Annotated in this window: 20 protein-coding genes and 1 pseudogene; 14 read left to right on the forward strand and 7 right to left on the reverse strand. The window is 70.6% G+C overall.

The window, feature by feature from the left end; genetic code table 11:
- Window positions 1-117: 117 nt before the first annotated feature.
- Entirely contained in the window at window positions 118-2217 is a 2100-nt protein-coding gene (gene tkt / locus ACFRAR_RS24830; protein WP_380700381.1) for a transketolase, read from the reverse strand.
- A gap of 496 nt (window positions 2218-2713) precedes the next feature.
- Between tkt and ACFRAR_RS24835 the strand changes: the two genes are divergently transcribed.
- Complete coding sequence (locus tag ACFRAR_RS24835; RefSeq protein ID WP_380700382.1) at window positions 2714-3661, forward strand: heme o synthase; 948 nt, start codon at window positions 2714-2716, stop codon at window positions 3659-3661.
- 50 nt (window positions 3662-3711) lie between these two features.
- Here the strand turns inward: ACFRAR_RS24835 and ACFRAR_RS24840 are convergent, their stop codons facing one another.
- Window positions 3712-4353, reverse strand: a complete 642-nt coding sequence (locus ACFRAR_RS24840; RefSeq protein ID WP_380700383.1) for a DUF2461 domain-containing protein — start codon at window positions 4351-4353, stop codon at window positions 3712-3714.
- Between the two features lie 72 nt (window positions 4354-4425).
- Here ACFRAR_RS24840 and ACFRAR_RS24845 point away from each other — a divergent pair, with 72 nt between their 5' ends.
- A complete protein-coding gene (locus ACFRAR_RS24845) occupies window positions 4426-4752 on the forward strand; it encodes a hypothetical protein (protein WP_380700384.1) in 327 nt (108 codons plus the stop codon).
- A 169-nt stretch (window positions 4753-4921) separates the two neighbouring features.
- On the opposite strand, the gene ACFRAR_RS24850 is transcribed toward ACFRAR_RS24845, so the two are convergent.
- Window positions 4922-6106, reverse strand: a complete 1185-nt coding sequence (locus ACFRAR_RS24850) for a helix-turn-helix domain-containing protein (RefSeq protein ID WP_380700385.1) — start codon at window positions 6104-6106, stop codon at window positions 4922-4924.
- Between the two features lie 82 nt (window positions 6107-6188).
- On the opposite strand from ACFRAR_RS24850, the gene ACFRAR_RS24855 reads away from it, so the two are divergent.
- Together ACFRAR_RS24855 and ACFRAR_RS24860 are read left to right on the forward strand one after the other, a co-directional pair.
- Window positions 6189-6743, forward strand: a complete 555-nt coding sequence (locus ACFRAR_RS24855; protein WP_380700386.1) for a flavoprotein — start codon at window positions 6189-6191, stop codon at window positions 6741-6743.
- Window positions 6743-7198 (forward strand): annotated as a pseudogene (locus ACFRAR_RS24860) (NUDIX hydrolase); the annotation flags it as partial. The gene ACFRAR_RS24855 and the pseudogene ACFRAR_RS24860, both read left to right, overlap by 1 nt.
- Before the next feature lie 54 nt (window positions 7199-7252).
- Here the strand turns inward: ACFRAR_RS24860 and ACFRAR_RS24865 are convergent.
- Entirely contained in the window at window positions 7253-8176 is a 924-nt protein-coding gene (locus ACFRAR_RS24865; protein WP_380700405.1) for a heme A synthase, read from the reverse strand.
- Window positions 8177-8543: 367 nt separating this feature from the next.
- On the opposite strand from ACFRAR_RS24865, the gene ACFRAR_RS24870 reads away from it, so the two are divergent.
- The gene (locus ACFRAR_RS24870; RefSeq protein ID WP_380700387.1) at window positions 8544-9851 is read left to right on the forward strand and encodes a choice-of-anchor A family protein; all 1308 of its coding nucleotides are present in this window, start codon (window positions 8544-8546) and stop codon (window positions 9849-9851) included.
- Window positions 9852-10249: 398 nt separating this feature from the next.
- Complete coding sequence (locus tag ACFRAR_RS24875; protein WP_380700388.1) at window positions 10250-10849, forward strand: LAETG motif-containing sortase-dependent surface protein; 600 nt, start codon at window positions 10250-10252, stop codon at window positions 10847-10849.
- 71 nt (window positions 10850-10920) lie between these two features.
- Here the strand turns inward: ACFRAR_RS24875 and ACFRAR_RS24880 are convergent, their stop codons facing one another.
- Together ACFRAR_RS24880 and ACFRAR_RS24885 are read right to left on the reverse strand one after the other, a co-directional pair.
- Window positions 10921-11691, reverse strand: coding sequence for an ABC transporter permease (locus tag ACFRAR_RS24880; RefSeq protein WP_380700389.1), 771 nt, complete (start codon window positions 11689-11691; stop codon window positions 10921-10923).
- Window positions 11688-12614 (reverse strand): ABC transporter ATP-binding protein, encoded by a 927-nt coding sequence (locus ACFRAR_RS24885; RefSeq protein WP_380700390.1) that lies wholly within the window; start codon window positions 12612-12614, stop codon window positions 11688-11690. The genes ACFRAR_RS24880 and ACFRAR_RS24885 overlap by 4 nt, the downstream gene beginning before the upstream one ends.
- A 177-nt stretch (window positions 12615-12791) precedes the next feature.
- Here ACFRAR_RS24885 and ACFRAR_RS24890 point away from each other — a divergent pair, with 177 nt between their 5' ends.
- From ACFRAR_RS24890 to ACFRAR_RS24925, 8 genes are all read left to right on the forward strand, one after another.
- Complete coding sequence (locus tag ACFRAR_RS24890; RefSeq protein ID WP_380700391.1) at window positions 12792-13634, forward strand: helix-turn-helix transcriptional regulator; 843 nt, start codon at window positions 12792-12794, stop codon at window positions 13632-13634.
- Window positions 13635-13643: 9 nt separating this feature from the next.
- Complete coding sequence (sufB, locus tag ACFRAR_RS24895; RefSeq protein WP_380700392.1) at window positions 13644-15059, forward strand: Fe-S cluster assembly protein SufB; 1416 nt, start codon at window positions 13644-13646, stop codon at window positions 15057-15059.
- Between the two features lie 63 nt (window positions 15060-15122).
- Window positions 15123-16355, forward strand: a complete 1233-nt coding sequence (gene sufD / locus ACFRAR_RS24900) for a Fe-S cluster assembly protein SufD (RefSeq protein WP_380700393.1) — start codon at window positions 15123-15125, stop codon at window positions 16353-16355.
- 5 nt (window positions 16356-16360) lie between these two features.
- The gene (locus ACFRAR_RS24905) at window positions 16361-16678 is read left to right on the forward strand and encodes a bifunctional 3-phenylpropionate/cinnamic acid dioxygenase ferredoxin subunit (RefSeq protein WP_063349526.1); all 318 of its coding nucleotides are present in this window, start codon (window positions 16361-16363) and stop codon (window positions 16676-16678) included.
- A gap of 6 nt (window positions 16679-16684) precedes the next feature.
- Window positions 16685-17449, forward strand: coding sequence for a Fe-S cluster assembly ATPase SufC (sufC, locus tag ACFRAR_RS24910; protein WP_359817222.1), 765 nt, complete (start codon window positions 16685-16687; stop codon window positions 17447-17449).
- Window positions 17446-18705 (forward strand): cysteine desulfurase, encoded by a 1260-nt coding sequence (locus ACFRAR_RS24915; protein WP_380700394.1) that lies wholly within the window; start codon window positions 17446-17448, stop codon window positions 18703-18705. The genes sufC and ACFRAR_RS24915 overlap by 4 nt, the downstream gene beginning before the upstream one ends.
- Window positions 18706-18718: 13 nt before the next feature.
- The gene (gene sufU, locus ACFRAR_RS24920) at window positions 18719-19171 is read left to right on the forward strand and encodes a Fe-S cluster assembly sulfur transfer protein SufU (protein ID WP_380548922.1); all 453 of its coding nucleotides are present in this window, start codon (window positions 18719-18721) and stop codon (window positions 19169-19171) included.
- Window positions 19172-19193: 22 nt separating this feature from the next.
- Window positions 19194-19595 carry a metal-sulfur cluster assembly factor gene (locus ACFRAR_RS24925; protein ID WP_380700395.1) on the forward strand — a complete coding sequence of 134 codons (402 nt, stop codon included), beginning with the start codon at window positions 19194-19196 and terminating at the stop codon, window positions 19593-19595.
- Window positions 19596-19889: 294 nt separating this feature from the next.
- On the opposite strand, the gene ACFRAR_RS24930 is transcribed toward ACFRAR_RS24925, so the two are convergent.
- A complete protein-coding gene (locus ACFRAR_RS24930) occupies window positions 19890-20624 on the reverse strand; it encodes a class I SAM-dependent methyltransferase (protein WP_380700396.1) in 735 nt (244 codons plus the stop codon).
- Window positions 20625-20655 lie beyond the last annotated feature (31 nt).

Here is a 20655-nt window from a genome sequence, read left to right on the forward strand (position 1 = left end):
GCGGTGGGCCTTTTCGGCGCGTTTCTTGGGGTCCACCGCCATTTTTTTCTTGCGCTGGGGGGGGGGGGGGGGGGGGCCGGGGGGGGGGGGGGGGGGGCCCCCCCCGGCCCGGTGCCGCTAGCGGTTGACGGCTTCGAGCGAGCGCAGGGCGTTGTGGGCCTCGGCCACCACGTGCTCGGCGGTGATGCCGAACTCCTCGTAGAGCACCTTGAAGTCGGCGGAGGCGCCGAAGTGCTCCAGCGAGACGATCCGGCCGTGGTCGCCGACCAGCTCGCGCCAGCCCTGGGCGATGCCCGCCTCGACGGAGACGCGGGCCTTGACCGACGGCGGCAGCACGCTGTCGCGGTACGCCTGGTCCTGCTCCTGGAACCACTCGAAGGACGGGACCGACACCACGCGGGTGGCGACGCCCTCGGCCTCCAGCGCCTCGCGGGCCTTGACGGCCAGCTGGACCTCGGAGCCGGTGCCGAGCAGGATCACCTGCGGGTCGCCGGTGGAGGCCTCGGCCAGGATGTAGGCGCCCTTCGCGGTGCCCTCGGCGGAGCCGAAGACCTCACGGTCGAAGGTCGGGACGCCCTGGCGGGTCAGGGCCAGGCCGACCGGGCCGGGGTGGCTGGTCTGGCGCTCGATGACCGTGCGCCAGGCGACGGCGGTCTCGTTGGCGTCGGCCGGGCGGACCATGGACAGGCCCGGGATGGCGCGCAGCGAGGCCAGGTGCTCGACCGGCTGGTGGGTCGGGCCGTCCTCGCCGAGGCCGATCGAGTCGTGCGTCCAGACGTAGGTGACCGGCAGCTTCATCAGCGCGGCCAGGCGGACGGCCGGGCGCATGTAGTCGGCGAAGACCAGGAAGGTGCCGCCGTACACGCGGGTCCTGCCGTGCAGGGCGATGCCGTTCATGGTCGAGCCCATGGCGTGCTCGCGGATGCCGAAGTGGATCGTCCGGCCGTACGGGCTCGCCGACTTCAGCGGGTTGCCCCCGGGCAGGAACGAGCTGTCCTCGTCGATGGTGGTGAGGTTGGACTCGGCGAGGTCGGCCGAGCCGCCCCACAGCTCCGGGATCACCGCGCCGATCGCCTTGAGGGTGTCGCCGGAGGCCTTGCGGGTGGCGACGTCCTTGCCGGCCGGGAAGGACGGGACGGCCTTCTTCCAGCCCTCGGGCAGCTCGCCCGCCTGGATGCGGTCGTACTCGGCGGCGCGGTGGGCGTCGGCGGCCCGCCAGACGTCGAAGGACTGCTGCCACTGGTCGCGGGCGGCCTTGCCGCGCTTGATGACCAGCCGGGCGTGCTCGATGACCTGGTCGCCGACCTCGAAGGTCTTCTCCGGGTCGAAGCCCAGGACCTTCTTGGTGGCGGCGATCTCGGCGGCGCCGAGCGCGGAGCCGTGCGCCTTGGCGGTGTTCTGGGCGTCCGGGGCCGGCCAGGCGATGATCGTGCGCATCGCGATGATCGACGGGCGGGAGGTCTCGGCCTTGGCCGCGTCCAGCGCGTCGGCCAGGGCGGCCACGTCGATGTCGCCGTTGGACTTCGGGGTCACCCGCTGGACGTGCCAGCCGTACGCCTCGTAGCGCTTGAGGACGTCCTCGGAGAAGGCGGTCTCGGTGTCGCCCTCGATCGAGATGTGGTTGTCGTCGTAGAGGGCGACCAGGTTGCCCAGCTTCTGGTGGCCGGCCAGCGACGAGGCCTCGGCGGAGACGCCCTCCTCCAGGTCGCCGTCGGAGACGATGGCCCAGATGGTGTGGTCGAACGGGGACTCGCCGGCCGGGGCCTCCGGGTCGAACAGGCCGCGCTCGTAGCGGGCGGCCATCGCCATGCCGACCGCGTTGGCGACGCCCTGGCCGAGGGGACCGGTGGTGGTCTCCACGCCGGCCGTGTGGCCGTGCTCGGGGTGGCCGGGGGTGCGGCTGCCGGCGACGCGGAAGGCCTTCAGGTCGTCCAGCTCCAGGCCGTAGCCGGAGAGGTAGAGCTGGGTGTACAGCGTCAGGCTGGTGTGCCCGGGGGAGAGGACGAAACGGTCGCGCCCGGCCCAGGACGGGTCGGTCGGGTCGTGGCGCAGGAAGCGCTGGAAGATCAGGTACGCGGCCGGGGCCAGGGACATCGCCGTCCCGGGGTGTCCGTTACCGACCTTCTGGACGGCGTCCATGGCCAGGACCCGCGCGGTGTCGACCGTGCGCTCGTCCAGATCGGTCCACTCGAATGCGTTCGTCGGCGCAGTGCTCACCCTGTCTCAGGGCTCCTTCCATTGTGAAGAGTGACCCCGTGAATAGGGGACCGGGTCGGCCACGACGCTGTGGTCCCGACGTTGGGTGGTGCCGGTCACGGAGGGTAGATCCCGCTTCTGCGTGCGAGCCTACCGTCCGGGCCGTGCCTCACCCTCCGTGCTGGGAGAACCGACATTTACCCAGTCAGATTCCCACTTCGGTCTGATTGGTTTTATCCCAGACTCTCCCGATTCCCGGCCGGGCGCCGCTCCGGTGGTCGGGACGGGCTAGAGGAGCCCTCCGCGGGCGCCCGACGGCCCGCCCGGCGGACCGCTCGACGGCCCGCCCGACGACCCCGTCCGCGGGTTCACCCGGGGGTGTGCGATCCGCCTCGCCGGGGGACCCCGGAGCGGGATGGGATATATGGAACGTCTATGGTGTCGTGGTACGCGCAGAGCGGACTATTCGGGACCCTTCGTTCCTGTGGGCGCCTGCGAGGATTCATCTTCAGTTGGGGTGTTAGTGACCGCCGTCGAAACCCGTCCCGCCGGGGTCACCGGGGCGACTCCTGTGCACCGGCCGTTCGGGGCCCGTGTCGGCGCGTTCGTCGCACTGACCAAGCCACGGATCATCGAGCTGCTGCTGATGAGCACCGTGCCGGTGATGTTCCTGGCTCAACAGGGCGTACCGAACATGCTGCTGGTGCTGAAGGTCGTCGTCGGCGGCTACCTCTCGGCCGGCGGCGCCAACGCCCTCAACATGTACATCGACCGGGACATCGACGCGATCATGTCGCGCACCGAGCGGCGTCCGATCGTCACCGGGATGGTGTCGCCGCGCGAGGCGCTGGTGTTCGGCATCGCGCTGGCGGTCGTCTCGACCCTGCTGCTGGGCCTCGGGGTCAACTGGCTGTCCGCCTGGCTGGCGCTGGGCGCGCTGCTGTTCTACGTGTTCGTCTACACGCTGGGGCTCAAGCGGCGCACCACGCAGAACGTCGTCTGGGGCGGCATCGCCGGCTGTATGCCGGTACTGGTCGGCTGGTCCTCGGTGACCAACTCGATGTCCTGGGCCGCGGTGGCGCTGTTCCTGGTGGTGTTCTTCTGGACGCCGCCGCACACCTGGGTGCTGTCCATGAAGGTCCGCGACGACTACGAGCGGGCCGGTGTGCCGATGCTTCCGGTGGTCAAGGGCAACGTGGCGGTCGGCAAGCAGGTCGTCGCCTACTCCTGGGTGATGGTGGCGACCTCGCTGGCGGTGTGGCCGCTGGGGCACATGAGCTGGCTGTACCCGGTCGTCGCGGTGCTGCTGGGCGCGGCCTGGCTGTACGAGGCGCACGCGCTGTACGGGCGGGCCAAGGCCGGCATCGTGGGCGCGAAGCTCAAGGAGATGCGGCTGTTCCACTGGTCGATCACCTACCTGTCGCTGCTGATGGTGGCCTGCGCGATCGACCCGTTCGTGAAGTAGAGGCTTACGAGGAGAGCCCCGGTCCAGGCGGACCGGGGCTCTTCGCGTTCTCAGCGGGCGGGCAGCTCCGAGGGGCCGACGTGGCCGTCCAGCCAGTCCCGCAGCGGCTGGGAGGCGCGCAGGAAGCCGGTGACGCGGGTGTGGGCGGCACGGGTGCCCAGCCACTTCGCGGGCTCCCACTCCTGCCAGGCCACCAGGCCCTTGTGGCGCAGCAGCCCGATCCGGGGGTGGTCCCTGGGGTAGCCGCGCGGGGCCGACTTCAGGGAGTCCCGGCCGGCCACCCGCGGACCGGCCTGCTCCACCCGGGTGATCACCCGCTCCAGCTCGGCACCGCTCACGTCCTCGGCGACGGCGGCGCGGTAGCGCTCCAGCTGGTCGGGGGCGAGCTGGTACATGCCGTTGCCGCAGGCCAGGCCGTCAGCGGAGAGCTGGATGTAGCCGCCGGACTCCAGGTGCGCGCCGATGTGGGTCTTGTACGGGGACTTGTCGGCGCTGAAACGGACGTCGCGGTTGGGGCGGAAGATCTTCCCCGGCCCGAACTCCGGCTCCAGCTCGGCGAGCAGCAGCTCCATCGGGGCCCGCACGGTGTCGTCGTACTGCTCCCGGTGGGCCTGCCAGAAGGTCTTCGAGTTGTCGGCTTCGAGGTGTTCGTAGAAGTCCAGCGCCTCGGCCGGCCAGCCTGTGAACGTCACGCCCCCAGTATGTGGCCCGGTGCACAGGCCGGTCCCGTCGCCAGCGCCACTACCGGTGGGTAGCATGCGGGCATGAGCCCTGCTGAGACCGCCACCGCGCCGGACGCCCGTGCCGAGCGCCGCGCCAAGCGCATCGCCAAGAACCTGACCAGCTTCGCCCGGCAGCACGGGGGCAGCGCGGACGCGGTCGTCGAGTACGTCGGCTCCGTCGCCACCCGGATCGTCGTGGTGGGCGCGGACGGCGCCTGGGGCGACCAGGTGGCCCCCAGCTACGCCGTCGGGCGCCGCGCTGCGGAGCTGGCCGGGCTGACCCTGCACGACGACTTCGAGGGCGAGCTGGGCCTCAGGGTGAAGACCGGCCCGTACGAGTGGAAGCGGATGGCCGGCATCCAGATCTGAGCCCGCGCACCGCGAACGGCCCGGTTCCCCCACGCGGGGGAACCGGGCCGTCGCCGTGCGCACAGGTGGAGCCTTGGGGCTGGGCCGGGGCTCGTTACGGAGAGCATCGCCACAGGAGAAGGGGCGGACTATCACTCTCTGGTGATATTCTGCTTCCAAAGAGTGATGATCAGATTCCTGCCCAGTGCGCCAGGTTCGTGAGGGTGTCCGGCATCGAGCGGCGAGCCGAGACGAGCCCGGCGACTGTCTCGCGCACCATCGGGTGGTAGCGCATCTGTTGCGGCGCCAGCTCCCTTGCGAGCTGCAACGACTTCAACGACGCCTCCAAGCGCCCGATCCACAGCTGCGCCCGCGCTACCTCCGCGATGTGTGCTGAGGCCCGCGAGGCGGGCCACTCTGCGGGGATCCGGACCTGATCGGCGGCTCGGACGGCTTCCGCATACCGGTACTGCTCGGCCAGAGTCGCCACTTGGTGCACGGCGACGTTCACCGGTCCGAACGACAGCCAGTGCACTCGCGTGGCCTCGCCGGTGACCTCGGCGATCCGCGTCGCGTCCGCGATGTGCTCGGCTGCCGTGTCGCCGTCTCCGGATCGCGCGGCCAACATGGCGGCGCCGAGGTGCAGTTGCCCCACCGCCACGTCCCGGATCCGGCTGTCGGCGGAGTGTTCGAGGGTGCCCATGCCGACCCCGACGAGTCGTTTCCCGATGTCGTACTGGCCTGCTCGAAGGTAGATCAGTGATCGCAGATACTGGCGAACTCCGGCGACCACCGGATCGGACGCGCGCTCGGCCGCCCATGCCATGCGGTCCAGAGCCACGACACTGAGATCGCTGTAGCCCAACTTCGTGGTGACGTCGTAGGCCGTGCGGTACGTGCTCGCCAGCACCTGCCACGCCTTCTCGGAGGGGGCCAAGTGCGCGGCCGTTGTGGCCTCGATCATCAGAGCCGGTAGGGCCCGGGCGGCGTCCTTGATGCGGGTCTCGCGGATCCGGGCGCACAACTGCTCCGACTCGGAGTGCAGTTCGCCCGTCGGGCGGGGGGCGATCTCGGGATCGACGCCGAGGTCGTACAGATCGAGTGCTTCGCGGATCGGCTGGATCAGCACATCGAGTTCGTCCTGCTGCAACTCGGTCATGTACGGCTGGCCGGTGAGGTCGACGGTCTGGACGAACAGCGCCCGGGCGACAGCGGCGATCACGGTGGGTGTGGCCGGTTTGGCCCCCTGTTCGACCTTGGTCAGCATGCTGTACGAGATGTGGGCGCGAGCCGCGAGTTCCCGCTGGGTCAGATGGCGGAGCTTGCGGTACTGGGCGATGCGCTCGCCCGTGTGCTCGGAGGTGTGCCTGGGCATACTGGTTCTCCGTTCGTAGCAGCCGATGGGACGATACTCGCCGAAGGTGGCGGGATGTGTTCCCGTGAACAGGAGTTCAGGTTTGACCGGGCAGCATGAGCCGTTCCTCTACGTCATCGTCTGCGCCTCGGGAGTCGCTGACGGCGTGGGCGAACTCATCACCGCCGCCCACGCCGAGGGGTGGAGGGCCGGGGTGATCGCCACTCCCAACGCGCTCGGCTTCCTCGATCAGGAAGCCATCGAGGCCGAGACCGGCTATCCCGTCCGCTCGGCCTGGCGTACGCCCAGCAGTACTCGGCCGATGCCGGAGCCCGATGCCGTCGCGGTCGTCTCCGCCACGTTCAACACCATCAACAAGTGGGCTCTCGGGATCGCTGACACACTCGCGCTCGGCATCCTCTGCGAGACGTACGGCCTGGGCGTTCCCGTTGTCGTCCAGCCCTACGTCAACTCTGCCCTGGCAGCTCACCCGGCCTATTCGGAGAGCCTGGCCCGACTGCGCTCGATGGGCGTCCTGGTCGGCGACTCCGTCCCCCACCGGCCCAAGTCCGGCGGAGCGCGCGACGAGTACAGCTGGACCCATGTCCTCGACGTGCTTCGCCCCATCCTCGGCAGCCTTTCGAAGCCGGCCACGTGATGCGCGGTACGGCGGGGCGAGATCCCCGCGAACCGGGGACGCCGCCGCTCCACTCGGTGTCCGTCGCGGGGGTGGTGGTGCGCGAGGACGGCCGGGTGCTGGCGATCCGCCGGGCTGACAACGGGACCTGGGAGCCGCCGGGTGGCGTGCTGGAGCTGTACGAGGCCGTCGAGGACGGCGTGCGCCGCGAGGTCTACGAGGAGACCGGGATCAAGGTCGGAGTGGAGCGGCTGACCGGCGTCTACAAGAACCTGCGCCGGGGGATCGTCGCCCTTGTCTTCCGCTGCCGACCGGAGGCCGGAGAGACGCGGGTGTCGGATGAGGCGGTTGAAGTCGACTGGCTCACACCGGCCGAGGTCTCCGATCGCATGGCCGAGGTCTACGCCGTACGCGTCCTGGACGCGCTGCGGGAGGACACGGCACCGAGACTCCGCCCCCTCCCCGCCCGGCGCCTCCGGTCAGGGCGAGGGCCCCCATCCTCCTCGGATGGGGGCCCTCGCCGATGGTCATCAGACGGTGGCGGTCTCGGGTGTCCGTGGGGCCGGGGCGTCGACGGGGGCTTCTTCGACCGCGCGGGTGCGCAGGGCGAGGGGGACGCGCAGGGCGGCGATCCAGGTCAGCGCGGCCAGGAGCATGTGGAGGCCGACCATCAGCTCGGGGGCGTCGGTGAAGTACTGGATGAAGCCCAGGACGCCCTGGAGGAGGAGGACGGCGAGCAGCTCCTTGGCGCGGGCCTTGGCCGCCGGCGGGGCCTTGACGGCGGCGAAGACGAAGATCACCGCGATGGCCAGGCCGACCGAGACGAACGCGAAGTCGGCGTGGAACTGGGCCAACCTGTCGTAGTCGATCGGGATGCGCGGGACGATCTTGTTGTCCTTGGGCGTGCCGGGGTGGTGGCCGGCGCCGGTCACCAGGGTGCCGGCGGCGACGAGCAGGCCGACCACGGTGACCAGGACGTACGAGAGCTGGTGGATGGGGCGGGCCACGGAGAGTACCGGCGGGCCGTCGCCCTCCTTGCTGCGCTCCCACATCAGCAGCGCGACCCAGACCAGGGCCATCGCGGCGATCATGTGCAGCGCCACGGTGTACGGGTTGAGGCCGGTCAGCACGGTGATGCCGCCGAGCACGGCGTTGCTCATCACCAGCCAGAACTGCGCCCACCCGAGCTTGGTCATGCTGCGCCGCCACGGACGGTGACAGCGGGCGGCCAGGATCGCCCAGCCGACGGCGGCGCTCAGCACGTAGGTGAGCATCCGGTTGGTGAACTCGACGATGCCGTGGAAGCCCATCTCGGCGGTGGGCGTCAGGCTCTCGTCGGTGCAGCGGGGCCAGGTCGTACAGCCGAGGCCGGAGGCCGTGAGCCGGACGGCGCCGCCGGTGACGACGATCACCACGCTCATCACGAGCGCGGCGAACGCGGCGCGTCGGACCATCGCGGCGGAGGGCTGCCAGCGCTCGGCGAGCAGGGAGAAGGGGTTAGGCACGGGGTCAATCGTAGGCGGCCTTACAGGCGATCTTGGGGCGGGGCGCGGCGTCACGGGCGGGGCGCGGGGGGTGCGGCGGGGAGGGCGTGGAGGTACTGGCGGGTAGCGCGGAGGGGTACGGCGGGGTGGCGTGGAGGTGTCCGGAAGGGCGGTGATCACGACACGCGGAGGGGAGACACGCGGACAAAGCGGGGTGCTTCGGTCAAGATCTGCATTGGTCTTGACCATTCACCCGTTTGGCGGAAAGAGTGCGGCTTGGTCCATACCTTCTTCGGGCCTCTCCCACACTTCCCGCACACACGCGGAGATCCTGCACATGCGCATACCCATTTCCGCCGCCGCGCTCGCCGTCGGCGGCTCGCTCGCACTGGCCGGCCTGATCGCCCCCGCCGCCCACGCCGCCGACCCCGGCCAGGAGTGCCGCGGCCTCGGGGTCGCCACCCTCTACGGCGAGTTCATCGAGGGCGACGACACCCACACTCCCGACGCCGAGGGCGCGGTCGCGGTCGGCGGCAACGCCGACTTCACCGGCGGCTTCTCGGTCGGCCAGGAGCTGACCGCGGCCCAGGTCGACGCGCTGCCCGGCAAGAACGCCCTGGTCGTGGCCGGCAAGATCACCGGCCACAACACCCAGACGATGAAGGGCAACGGCGTCTACGGCTCGAAGGCCGACGGCGCGGTGATCCAGGCCCACCAGGGCACCATCGCCCAGGGCGCCTCGCCGATCGACTTCAAGACCGAGTTCGCCAAGCTGCGCGCCGCCTCCACCGGGCTGGCCGCCGTGCCGCAGACGGCCGGCGCCACCGTCCAGGCCGAGGGCGGCAAGCTGACGCTCACCGGCACGGACGGCAAGTACAACAGCTTCACCATCGACGCCGCGAAGCTCCAGGGCGCCAAGGACGTGTTCATCCGGGTTCCGCTCGGCTCGGTGACGGTCGTCAACGTGACCGGCGGCTCCTACGACATGGCGGCGGCCGGGACCACCGGCTTCCACCTGTGGGACGAGGGCAAGAAGTCCTTCCTGCTGGACGACAAGCTGCAGAGCGCCTCGGGCGGTGCGGTCCGCGCCAAGCTGCTGTGGAACCTCCCGACCGCCACCAAGGTGGTCAAGAACAGCGCGGCCGCCTGGCCCGGCTCGGTGCTCGCGCCGAACGCCGCCTTCGACCTCGGCAGCGCCGGCCCGGTCAACGGCTCGGTGATCGCCGCCTCGCTGACCGGCAAGGGCGGCGCGGAGACGCACCACTACCCGTTCACCGGCTGCCTGCCGACCACCGGCCCGACGCCGTCCGGCCCGGCGACGGTGCCGCCGACCGGGCCGGGCGGTTCGCCGTCGGCCACGCCGAGCGGGCCGACCGCCCCGAGCGGTTCGGCCAGCCCCTCGGGCAGCCCGTCCGCCCCGGCGAGCGGCACGCCCAGCCCGAGCGGTTCGGCCAGCCCGTCGGCCGGTGCGACGAACGCTCCGTCGGCCTCGGGCAGCCCGTCGGCCCAGCCGGACGGGGGCGGCAACCTGGCGCACACCGGCTCCGGTCCGGTGCTGCCGCTGGCGATCGGTGGCGCGGTCGTGATCGCGGCCGGCGGTGCGATCGTGGTGGCGGCCCGGCGCAAGGCGGCCAAGAAGGCCTGAACCGTTCGGGTCGATCGACGTGAGTTCGTCGACTGACCGAAACAGCGCCCTCGGTGACTGAAGTCGATCACCGGGGGCGCTGTTCTGTCGTGAAAGTGGCCGAGTTCATTGAGCTTTGACGAATCCGTGTTCTGCGAGGTGGCAGCTGTGGTGGGCTGGTCATGCACATCGGAAGACGGACGGACAGTCGAAATCCGGTCGTACGGCGGGGTGTGGCGGGGTGCGGAAGTGCCGGTAGAGTCCCCCGGACAGTCGTAGCGGGCCACCGCGAACCACTCAACACGCCTGCTGCACAAGACCGTTCGGAGGGGAACAAGGTAATGGTGCGACAGCAGCGGCACTTTGCGATCGGCGCTACGGCACTCGCCGGAACGGCTGCGGCCGGTTTTCTACTGCCCTTGGCGCTTGCGACCAACGCCTCGGCGCACGTGCCGACCTGGTCGGTGACCTGCGACAAGGTCGTGGTCGACCTGACCAAGTACAGCGGCAACGAGACCGTGAAGAACACCGTCAGCCTGACCATCGACGGCGAGAAGGTCCTGGACGGCAAGATCTTTCCCGCGGAGTACCACGGCACCTTCCCGGTGAAGGACCACGACGCCCCCATCAAGGCGACCCTGGTGGTCTCCACCACGGAGAACCCGAACGAGAAGGGGTGGAACATCAACGAGACCAAGACCATCGATCCGTGCCACACCCCGACTCCGACGCCCACCCCCACCCCGACTCCCACGCCGACGCCGTCGGCCACCCCGACGCCGACGCCCACCCCGACCCTGACTCCGTCGGCCACCCCGACGCCGACCCCGCCCCCGTCGGCCACGCCCGCCCCGAGCAAGACCCCCGCCCCGGCGCCCAGCCCCAGCGCTCCGGCGCTCGCCCAGACCGGTAGCAGCGACGCGACCCCGATGATCGCGGCGGCCGGCGGCGGCGTGCTGCTGGTCGGCGGCGCGCTCGTCCTGCTCGCCCGCAAGCGCCGCGGCGGCAGCGAGAGCTGACGGTCCGTGAGGTGGAAGCGCGACGCCCCCCGGCCTCATGTGGCCGGGGGGCGTCGTGTCGTCGCGGAGGGCTACTCCCAGCGGAAGAAGCGGGCCGCCGCGGCCAGACCGAGCACCGACCAGCCGGCCAGGATGCCGAGGTCCGCCCACGGCACCCCGGCGCCGGCCTGGAGCACCGACCGCAGGCCGTCCGAGAGCGCCGAGATCGGCAGCAGCTCCAGCACCGACCGCACGGCCGAGGGGAACTTGCCCAGCGGCACGATCACCCCGCCGGCGAGCAGCAGCAGGATGAACACCAGGTTGGCGCCGGCCAGGGTGGCCTCGGCCTTCAGGGTGCCGGCCATCAGCAGGCCGAGCCCGGAGAAGGCGGCGGTGCCGAGGACCAGCAGCGCGGCGACGGTCAGCGGGTCGCCGTGCGGGGACCAGCCGAGGGCCAGCGCGATCACCGACAGCAGCGCGACCTGGAGCGCCTCCGTCACCAGGACGCATCCGGTCTTGGCGGTCAGCAGCGCCCAGCGCGGCAGCGGGCTGGCGCCGAGCCGCTTCAGCACGCCGTAGCGGCGCTCGAAGCCGGTGGCGATGGCCTGGCCGGTGAAGGCGGTGGACATCACGGCCAGCGCGAGCAGGCCGGGGGCCAGGAAGTCGACCCGCTTGCCCGGGCCCTCGACCGCGACGATGTCCACGGCGGAGAACAGCACCAGCAGCACGGTCGGGATGACCACGGTGAGCAGCAGCTGCTCGCCGTTGCGCAGCAGCATCCGGGTCTCGAACGCGGTCTGGGCGAGCAGCATCCGGCCGACCGGCGCGGCGCCGGGCCTGGGGGAGTAGTCCGTAGTGCTCATGAGCGGAGCTCCCGTCCGGTCAGGTCGAGGAAGACGTCCTCCAGGCTGCGCCGCTGGACGGACAGCCGTTCGGGCAGGATGCCGGAGGCCGCGCACCAGCCGGTGACGGTGGCCACCAGCCGGGGGTCGACGGGCGCCTCGACGCGGTAGCTGCCGGGGGCGGTCTCGGTGGCGGCGGCGCCCTCGGGCAGTTCCTTGAGCAGCGCGCCGAGGTCGAGGCCGGGCGGGCCGTCGAAGCGCAGCGCGCTCTCGGCGCCGTCGCGGCACAGCTCCTCGGTGGTGCCGTCGGCGATCACCTTCCCGCGGTCGACGATGGCGACCCGGTCGGCGAGCTGCTCGGCCTCGTCCATGTGGTGGGTGGTGACGACCACGGTGGCGCCGTCCCGGCGCAGGTCGCGCACCAGCTCCCAGGTGGCCCGGCGGGCCTGCGGGTCGAGGCCGGCGGTGGGCTCGTCCAGGAAGACCAGCTCGGGGCGGCCGACCACGGCCATCGCCAGGGCGAGCCGCTGCTGCTGGCCGCCGGACAGCCGCCGGTAGGTGGTGCGGCCGCAGGAGCCGAGGCCGAGGCGCTCGACCAGGGCGTCCACGTCCAGCGGGTGGGCGTGCAGCTTGGCGGTGTGCCGCAGCATCTCGACGGCGCGCGCGCCCGCGTACACGCCGCCGGACTGCAGCATGACGCCGATCCGGGGCCGCAGCGCGGCGCTCTGGGCGACCGGGTCGAGGCCGAGGACGCGGACGGTGCCGGCGTCGGGGCGGCGGTAGCCCTCGCAGGTCTCGATGGTGGTGGTCTTGCCGGCGCCGTTGGGGCCGAGTACGGCGGTGATCGCGCCCGCCGGGATGGTGAGGTCGAGGCCGTCCACGGCCGACTTGCCGCCGTAGCGTTTGACCAGCCCGGCGATCTGGACCGCGGGTTCGGAGTGCATACCGGCGAGTGTAAGAGGCTCCCGACGTACGGCCCCTCGGGCGGGGGGTGGCGGCGGCCCGGTGATCGTTTTCCCAGGCCAGGTAAGGCTTGCCTGCGTGACAGATGACACCGATGAGGCGAAGGTCACGGGTTGTCCCGGCGGAAGTAATTACGCAACACTGGTGTTGTGAAAAACATGCGCGAGCACGCCCAGAGGCAGGAGGCCGAGCCGGCCTCCTCCTGCGACGTGCCCGTGACGGCGGCCGAGGTGCTGCTGGACGGCCACCGCGCCACCCGGGACCGGGTCGCCCGGTCGATCCTGGACCACGGCCCCTCCTCCGCCGCCGACCTGGCGAGCCGGCTCGGCCTCACCGCCGCCGCCGTGCGCCGCCACCTCGACGGGCTGGTCGCCACCGGTCTGGTCGAGTCCCGCGAGCAGCGGGTCTACGGCAGCCGCGGCCGGGGCCGTCCGGCCAGGGTCTTCGGCCTCACCGACGCCGGCCGGGACGCCTTCTACCAGGCGTACGACCAGCTCGCGGCCGACGCGCTGCGGTGGATCGCGGACTCGGTGGGCGGCGGCAAGGCGGGCGAGGAGGCGGTCGCCGCGTTCGCCCGCGCCCGTTTCGGCAAGCAGGCCGAGAAGTACCTGGAGGCCCTGCGGCTGGCGGCGGCCGGGGAGCGCCCCGAAGCGCTCGCCCAGGCGCTGAGCGCGGACGGGTACGCTGCCACGGTGCGGCGTGTCCCGTCGGCCGCGGCCCAGGCCCCGGCGGGCGCCCAGCTCTGCCAGCACCACTGCCCGGTCGCGCACATCGCCGAGCAGTTCCCGCAGCTCTGCGAGGCGGAGACCGAGGTCTTCTCCCGGCTTCTGGGCACCCATGTGCAACGGCTGGCCACGATCGCCCACGGCGACGGGGTCTGCACCACCTATGTGCCGGCATCCGGTGCCGCATCGTCGTCCGCCCGGCGCCCTTCGGGCCGTGGCTCCGATGCGCTGCCGACTGCCGGTACGTCCACCGAAGATTCTGCGTCCGCGCGTTAGGAAGCTCGCATGACTGACACCGTTTCGCACCCGGAGCTCGAAGGCCTGGGCAACTATGAGTACGGCTGGGCCGACCCGGACACCGCCGGTGCCACGGCCAAGCGCGGGCTCAGCGAGGAGGTCGTCCGCGACATCTCCGCGAAGAAGAACGAGTCCGAGTGGATGCTGAACCTCCGGCTCAAGGGCCTGAAGCTGTTCGGCAAGAAGCCCATGCCGACCTGGGGCTCCGACCTCACCGGCATCGACTTCGACAACATCAAGTACTTCGTCCGCTCCACCGAGAAGCAGGCCGAGTCCTGGGAGGACCTGCCGGCGGACATCAAGGCCACCTACGACAGGCTCGGCATCCCGGAGGCGGAGAAGCAGCGCCTGGTCGCCGGTGTCGCCGCCCAGTACGAGTCCGAGGTCGTCTACCACCAGATCCGCGAGGACCTGGAGGAGCAGGGTGTCCTCTTCCTGGACACGGACACCGCGCTGAAGGAGCACCCGGAGCTCTTCAAGGAGTACTTCGGCACCGTGATCCCGGCCGGCGACAACAAGTTCGCCGCGCTGAACACCGCGGTGTGGTCCGGCGGATCGTTCATCTACGTGCCGAAGGGCGTGCACGTGGACATCCCGCTCCAGGCCTACTTCCGGATCAACACCGAGAACATGGGCCAGTTCGAGCGGACGCTGATCATCGTCGACGAGGACGCCTACGTCCACTACGTCGAGGGCTGCACCGCGCCGATCTACTCCTCCGACTCGCTGCACTCGGCGGTCGTGGAGATCATCGTCAAGAAGGGCGGCCGCTGCCGCTACACGACCATCCAGAACTGGTCGAACAACGTCTACAACCTGGTCACCAAGCGCGCCGTGGCGTACGAGGGCGCGACCATGGAGTGGGTCGACGGCAACATCGGCTCCAAGGTCACCATGAAGTACCCGGCCGTCTACCTGATGGGCGAGCACGCCAAGGGCGAGACCCTGTCGATCGCCTTCGCGGGCGAGGGCCAGCACCAGGACGCCGGCGCCAAGATGGTGCACATGGCGCCGAACACCTCGTCCAACATCGTCTCCAAGTCGGTGGCGCGCGGCGGCGGCCGGACCTCCTACCGCGGTCTGATCGAGATCGGCGAGGGCTCCAAGGGCGCCAAGTCCAACGTGCTGTGCGACGCGCTGCTGGTCGACACGATCTCCCGCTCGGACACCTACCCGTACGTGGACGTCCGCGAGGACGACGTGTCCATGGGCCACGAGGCGACGGTCTCCAAGGTCAGCGAGGACCAGCTGTTCTACCTGATGAGCCGCGGCCTGACCGAGTTCGAGGCGATGGCGATGATCGTCCGCGGCTTCGTCGAGCCGATCGCGCGCGAGCTGCCGATGGAGTACGCGCTGGAGCTCAACCGGCTGATCGAGCTGCAGATGGAGGGCGCGGTCGGCTGACGTCCGGCCGTAGACCGCCCACCGACTTTTCGAGTTTTCGAGGAAGAGAGCACCACGACAGCCATGGCTGACGTCAACACCCCCACCGGCTCCACCACCGCCGGTTCGATCGAGGTCGGCACCGCCGGCGCGGGCGCGCAGCTCGCCGGCCCCGGCACCGGCCGCACCACGGTCCAGCAGCCGATCGACGCGCGCGTCGCGGTCAAGCCGTCCTTCGACGTGAACGACTTCCCGGTGCCCACCGGCCGCGAGGAGGACTGGCGGTTCACCCCGATGCACCGCCTCGGCGGGCTGCACGACGGCACCGCCGCCGACGCGCCCCGCGGTGAGGACAAGGTCGAGTTCGTCCTGCCGGACGGCGTCACCGCCGAGACCGTCGGCCGTGACGACGCCCGCCTGGGCAAGGCCGGCACGCCGGTGGACCGGGTCGCCGCGCAGGCGTTCAGCGCCTTCGACCAGGCCCTGGTCGTCACCGTCCCCAAGGACGCGGTGCTGACCGAGCCGGTCAAGATCGACGTGCGCGCCGAGGGCGGGGTCCGCTTCGCCCACGTGGTGATCGACGTCAAGCCGTTCGCCGAGGCCGTCGTGGTGCTCAACCACGAGGGCACCGGCACCCGGGCCGCCAACGTCGAGCTGCTGGTCGGCGACGGTGCCAAGCTCACCTTCGTCACCGTGCAGGACTGGGACCGCGACGCCGTCCACGTCGCCCAGCAGAACGCGCTGGTCGGCCGGGACGCCTCGTTCAAGTCCGTGGCCGTCACCTTCGGCGGCGACCTGGTCCGGCTGCACCCGCGGGTCAACTACGCGGGCCCCGGCGGCGAGGCCGAGCTGTTCGGCCTCTACTTCGCCGACGCCGGCCAGCACCTGGAGCACCGCCTGGTCGTCGACCACGACACGCCGCACTGCCGGTCGAACGTGGCGTACAAGGGCGCGCTCCAGGGCCAGGACGCCCACGCCGTCTGGGTCGGCGACGTACTGATCCGCGCCGCCGCGGTCGGCACCGACACCTACGAGCTCAACCGGAACCTGGTGCTCACCGACGGCGCCCGGGTCGACTCGATCCCGAACCTGGAGATCGAGACCGGCGAGATCGTCGGCGCCGGCCACGCCTCGGCGACCGGCCGCTTCGACGACGAGCAGCTGTTCTACCTCCAGGCCCGCGGCATCCCGGCCGACGAGGCCCGCCGCCTGGTGGTGCGCGGCTTCTTCGCCGAGCTGCTCCAGCAGATCGGCGTGGCCGAGGTCCAGGACCAGCTCATGGAGAAGATCGACGCCGAGCTGGAATCGGCGGTCTGAACGCGATGACCTTCCTCCGTGCCTGCGCGCTGAGCGACCTCCAGGAGGACGTTCCCAAGCGCGTGGACCTCAACGGCGTGCCGGTCTCCGTCGTCCGCACCGACGAGGGGGTGTTCGCGATCAACGACACCTGCTCGCACGCGAACGTCTCGCTCTCCGAGGGCGAGGTCGAGGACTGCATGATCGAGTGCTGGCTGCACGGCTCCAGCTTCGACCTGCGCACCGGCAAGCCCTCCGGCCTGCCCGCCACCAAGCCGGTCGCTGTCTACCCCGTAAAGATCGAAGGGGACGATGTGCTCGTCTCCGTCAACCAGGAGTCCTGAGTACACATGGCAACCCTTGAAATCCGCGACCTGCACGTCTCCGTGGACGCCGAGAACGGCCCGCGCGAGATCCTGAAGGGCGTGGACCTCACCGTCAAGCAGGGCGAGACCCACGCCATCATGGGCCCGAACGGCTCCGGCAAGTCCACCCTGGCCTACTCGCTGGCCGGCCACCCCAAGTACACCGTCACCGGCGGCTCGGTGCTGCTGGACGGCGAGGACGTCCTGGAGATGTCCGTCGACGAGCGCGCCAAGGCCGGCGTCTTCCTGGCCATGCAGTACCCGGTCGAGGTCCCCGGCGTCTCGGTCAGCAACTTCCTGCGCACCGCCGCCACCGCCGTCCGCGGCGAGGCCCCGAAGCTGCGGCTGTGGGTGAAGGAGGTCAAGGAGGCGATGGCCGCCCTCCAGATGGACCCGGCCTTCGCCGAGCGCAACGTCAACGAGGGTTTCTCCGGCGGCGAGAAGAAGCGCCACGAGATCCTCCAGCTGGAGCTGCTCAAGCCGAAGATCGCGATCCTCGACGAGACCGACTCCGGCCTGGACGTCGACGCGCTGCGGATCGTCTCCGAGGGCATCAACCGGGTCCGCTCGACCGGTGAGGTCGGCACCCTGCTGGTCACCCACTACACCCGCATCCTGCGGTACATCAAGCCCGACCACGTCCACGTCTTCGCGGGCGGCCGCATCGTCGAGTCCGGCGGTGCCGAGCTGGCCGACAAGCTGGAGAACGAGGGCTACGAGGCGTATGTGAAGGGGGGCGCGTCCGCGTGACGCATGCCTTTACCGGACTGCTCGACACCGACGCGATCCGCAAGGACTTCCCGATCCTCCAGCGGGTGCTGCACGACGAGAAGCCCCTGGTCTACCTGGACAACGCGGCGACCTCGCAGAAGCCGCGCCAGGTGCTGGAGGCGCTGAACGCCTACTACGAGCGGCACAACGCCAACGTCCACCGCGGCGTGCACGTGCTCGCCGAGGAGGCCACCGCGCTGTACGAGGGCGCCCGGGACAAGGTCGCGGCCTTCGTCAACGCGCCGAGCCGCAACGAGGTGATCTTCACCAAGAACGCCTCCGAGTCGCTCAACCTCGTCGCCAACATGCTCGGCTGGGCCGACGAGCCGTACCGGGTGGACGCCGACTCCGAGATCGTCATCACGGAGATGGAGCACCACTCCAACATCGTCCCGTGGCAGCTGCTGTCGCAGCGCACCGGTGCGAAGCTCAAGTGGTTCGGGCTGACCGACGAGGGCCGGCTCGACCTGTCGAACATCGACGAGCTGATCACCGAGAAGACCAAGGTGGTCTCCTTCACCCTGGTCTCCAACCTGCTGGGCACGGTCAACCCGGTCGAGACGATCGTCCGCAAGGCCCAGTCGGTCGGCGCGCTGGTCGTCATCGACGCCTCGCAGGCCGCGCCGCACATGGTGCTGGACGTGCAGGCGCTGGAGGCCGACTTCGTCGCCTTCACCGGCCACAAGATGCTGGCCCCGACCGGCATCGGCGTGCTCTGGGGCCGTCACGAGCTGCTGGAGGACCTCCCGCCGTTCCTCGGCGGCGGCGAGATGATCGAGACCGTCACCATGGGCTCGTCCACCTACGCCCCGGCGCCGCACAAGTTCGAGGCCGGCACCCCGCCGATCGCCCAGGCGGTCGGGCTCGGCGCGGCCATCGACTACCTCCAGGGCATCGGCATGGAGAAGATCGCGGCGCACGAGCACGCGATCACCGAGTACGCGGTCGAGCGGCTGCTGGAGGTCCCGGACCTGCGGATCATCGGCCCGCGCACGGCCGTGGACCGCGGCGCCGCGATCTCCTTCACCCTCGGCGACATCCACCCGCACGACGTGGGCCAGGTGCTGGACGAGCAGGGCATCGCCGTGCGCGTCGGCCACCACTGCGCGCGGCCCGTCTGCCTGCGGTACGGAATTCCGGCGACCACGCGGGCGTCGTTCTACCTGTACTCGACGCCGGGCGAGGTCGACGCGCTGATCGACGGCCTGCACCACGTCCGGAACTTCTTCGGCTGACGGGCAGGATGAGATGAAGCTCGACTCGATGTACCAGGACATCATCCTGGACCACTACCGCAACCCCCACGGCAAGGGGCTGCGGGACGGCGACGCCGAGGTGCACCACGTCAACCCGACGTGCGGCGACGAGATCACCCTGCGGGTGAAGCTCGACGGCGCGACCGTCACCGACGTCTCGTACGAGTCGCAGGGCTGCTCGATCAGCCAGGCGAGCGCCTCGGTGCTCAACGACCTGGTCGTCGGCAAGACGGTGGGCGAGGCGCAGGCCGTCCAGGAGGCCTTCCTGGAGCTGATGCAGAGCAAGGGCCAGGGCGAGGGCGACGAGGAGGTGCTGGAGGACGCGGTCGCGTTCGCCGGCGTCTCCAAGTACCCGGCCCGGGTCAAGTGCGCGCTGCTCAGCTGGATGGCCTGGAAGGACGCCACCGCCCAGGCGCTCGCCCAGAACCCCGCCGTGAACGACTGAACCCGCAGAGGAGGACAAGACCATGAGTGACGAGAGCACCACCACCGCCGCCGGCACCGAGGCCCCCGCTGCGGAGGAGCAGCAGCCCGGCCTCATCACCGGCACCACCGCCGGCACCGTCTCGGTCGAGGACCTGACCGAGGCCCTGATGGACGTCGTCGACCCCGAACTGGGCATCGACGTCGTCAACCTGGGCCTGATCTACGGCATCCACATCGACGAGTCCGATGTGGCCACCATCGACATGACGCTCACCTCGGCGGCCTGCCCGCTGACCGACGTCATCGAGGACCAGGCCAAGACCGCCACCGACGGCCTGGTGCAGGACCTGCGCATCAACTGGGTCTGGATGCCGCCGTGGGGCCCCGACAAGATCACCGACGACGGCCGCGAGCAGCTCCGCGCGCTCGGCTTCAACGTCTGAGATCCGTCGCACTGACGACGCCGCTGCCCGGGACCACTTCGGTAGTCCCGGGCAGCGGCGTTTGCTTGTTCCGCTTCGCCGACCGCCGGGTGAACACGCGCGCGCCGGCCGCTCCGTTGAACAGGTCCGCCGCCGTTCCCCACCATCCACCCCCCACCCGCCTGTCGGCGGGTGCCCGCCCCCGCCCCCGCCGGAGCGAGAGGGCCGGTCCTGCCGGTCCGGCCCTTCTCCAGCCGCCAAGGGGCGAGGTCCTAAGCGCTCCCAGGCTGCCCGCGAACGACTCTGTTCAGAAGGCTACTTCGTGGCGATCACATAGACGCTGGCCCAACGCCGCTTCGGGTTGGCCATCACGGGATCGAAGGTCCACGGCTTGACATTCTTGAAGCCCGTCTCGGTGAAGAGTTGGGTGAGCTTCTCGTGGTCGTACGCCCAGTAGTGGGGGTTGTAGGTCGGGTCGTCGTCCTGGTCGCGGAAGACGTAGTTGATGAGGTCGAGGTAGGTGTTCATGTCGCCTCGGCACTGCCGCTTGGCGTACCACCGATCGATCATCTCGGCGGCCTGGTCCGGCGGTGCTGGGTACTGGTTCAGAACGAAGGCGGCGTCGGGGACGCCGGTGATGAGCTGGCCGCCAGGCATGAGGGCGCGGTGGGCCTCGCGGGCATAGGACTTGACGGAGCGCGGGTAGTCGATGTGCTCCAGGAAGTGTTCGGAGAAGATCGTCTCGGCGCTGGCGTCGGCGAGCGGGATGCCCTCGCGCACGTCCCACAGGAGGTCGGCCGGCGGGACGATGTCGATGTTGAAGAAGCCGTCGACGCGGTGTCCGCCGCCGCCGATCTGGACCTTGGCGGGGCCGGGCCTGAGGACGCCGTCGGGCAGGGCGGCGACGCTGGCCCGGTGGTGGCGGTGCAGTTGGACTTCCTTGACGGTCGCCCGGAGGGTGCGGGCGAGGCCGTGCGTGGTCGCGGGTGAGTCGAGGGCCTGGTCGAGTTGGGCGAGGAGGGCGGTGATCTGCCGGTCGTGCGGGCTCATCGAGGGTCTCGCTTCTTGGGGCGCCTGGGTG

This window comes from Kitasatospora sp. NPDC056651 (assembly GCF_042792155.1).
Classification (GTDB): domain Bacteria; phylum Actinomycetota; class Actinomycetes; order Streptomycetales; family Streptomycetaceae; genus Kitasatospora.

Bases quoted from the DNA above. Each gene is read 5' to 3' on its own strand.
- ACFRAR_RS24845 (WP_380700384.1), top strand. From the start codon at position 4,426: ATGAGCCCTGCTGAGACCGCCACCGCGCCGGACGCCCGTGCCGAGCGC.
- ACFRAR_RS24925 (WP_380700395.1), top strand. From the start codon at position 19,194: ATGAGTGACGAGAGCACCACCACCGCCGCCGGCACCGAGGCCCCCGCT.
- ACFRAR_RS24880 (WP_380700389.1), bottom strand. From the start codon at position 11,691: ATGAGCACTACGGACTACTCCCCCAGGCCCGGCGCCGCGCCGGTCGGC.
- ACFRAR_RS24885 (WP_380700390.1), bottom strand. From the start codon at position 12,614: ATGCACTCCGAACCCGCGGTCCAGATCGCCGGGCTGGTCAAACGCTAC.
- sufD (WP_380700393.1), top strand. From the start codon at position 15,123: ATGGCTGACGTCAACACCCCCACCGGCTCCACCACCGCCGGTTCGATC.
- ACFRAR_RS24930 (WP_380700396.1), bottom strand. From the start codon at position 20,624: ATGAGCCCGCACGACCGGCAGATCACCGCCCTCCTCGCCCAACTCGAC.
- sufC (WP_359817222.1), top strand. From the start codon at position 16,685: ATGGCAACCCTTGAAATCCGCGACCTGCACGTCTCCGTGGACGCCGAG.
- sufB (WP_380700392.1), top strand. From the start codon at position 13,644: ATGACTGACACCGTTTCGCACCCGGAGCTCGAAGGCCTGGGCAACTAT.
- ACFRAR_RS24905 (WP_063349526.1), top strand. From the start codon at position 16,361: ATGACCTTCCTCCGTGCCTGCGCGCTGAGCGACCTCCAGGAGGACGTT.
- sufU (WP_380548922.1), top strand. From the start codon at position 18,719: ATGAAGCTCGACTCGATGTACCAGGACATCATCCTGGACCACTACCGC.
- ACFRAR_RS24890 (WP_380700391.1), top strand. From the start codon at position 12,792: ATGCGCGAGCACGCCCAGAGGCAGGAGGCCGAGCCGGCCTCCTCCTGC.
- ACFRAR_RS24870 (WP_380700387.1), top strand. From the start codon at position 8,544: ATGCGCATACCCATTTCCGCCGCCGCGCTCGCCGTCGGCGGCTCGCTC.
- ACFRAR_RS24865 (WP_380700405.1), bottom strand. From the start codon at position 8,176: ATGGTCCGACGCGCCGCGTTCGCCGCGCTCGTGATGAGCGTGGTGATC.
- ACFRAR_RS24850 (WP_380700385.1), bottom strand. From the start codon at position 6,106: ATGCCCAGGCACACCTCCGAGCACACGGGCGAGCGCATCGCCCAGTAC.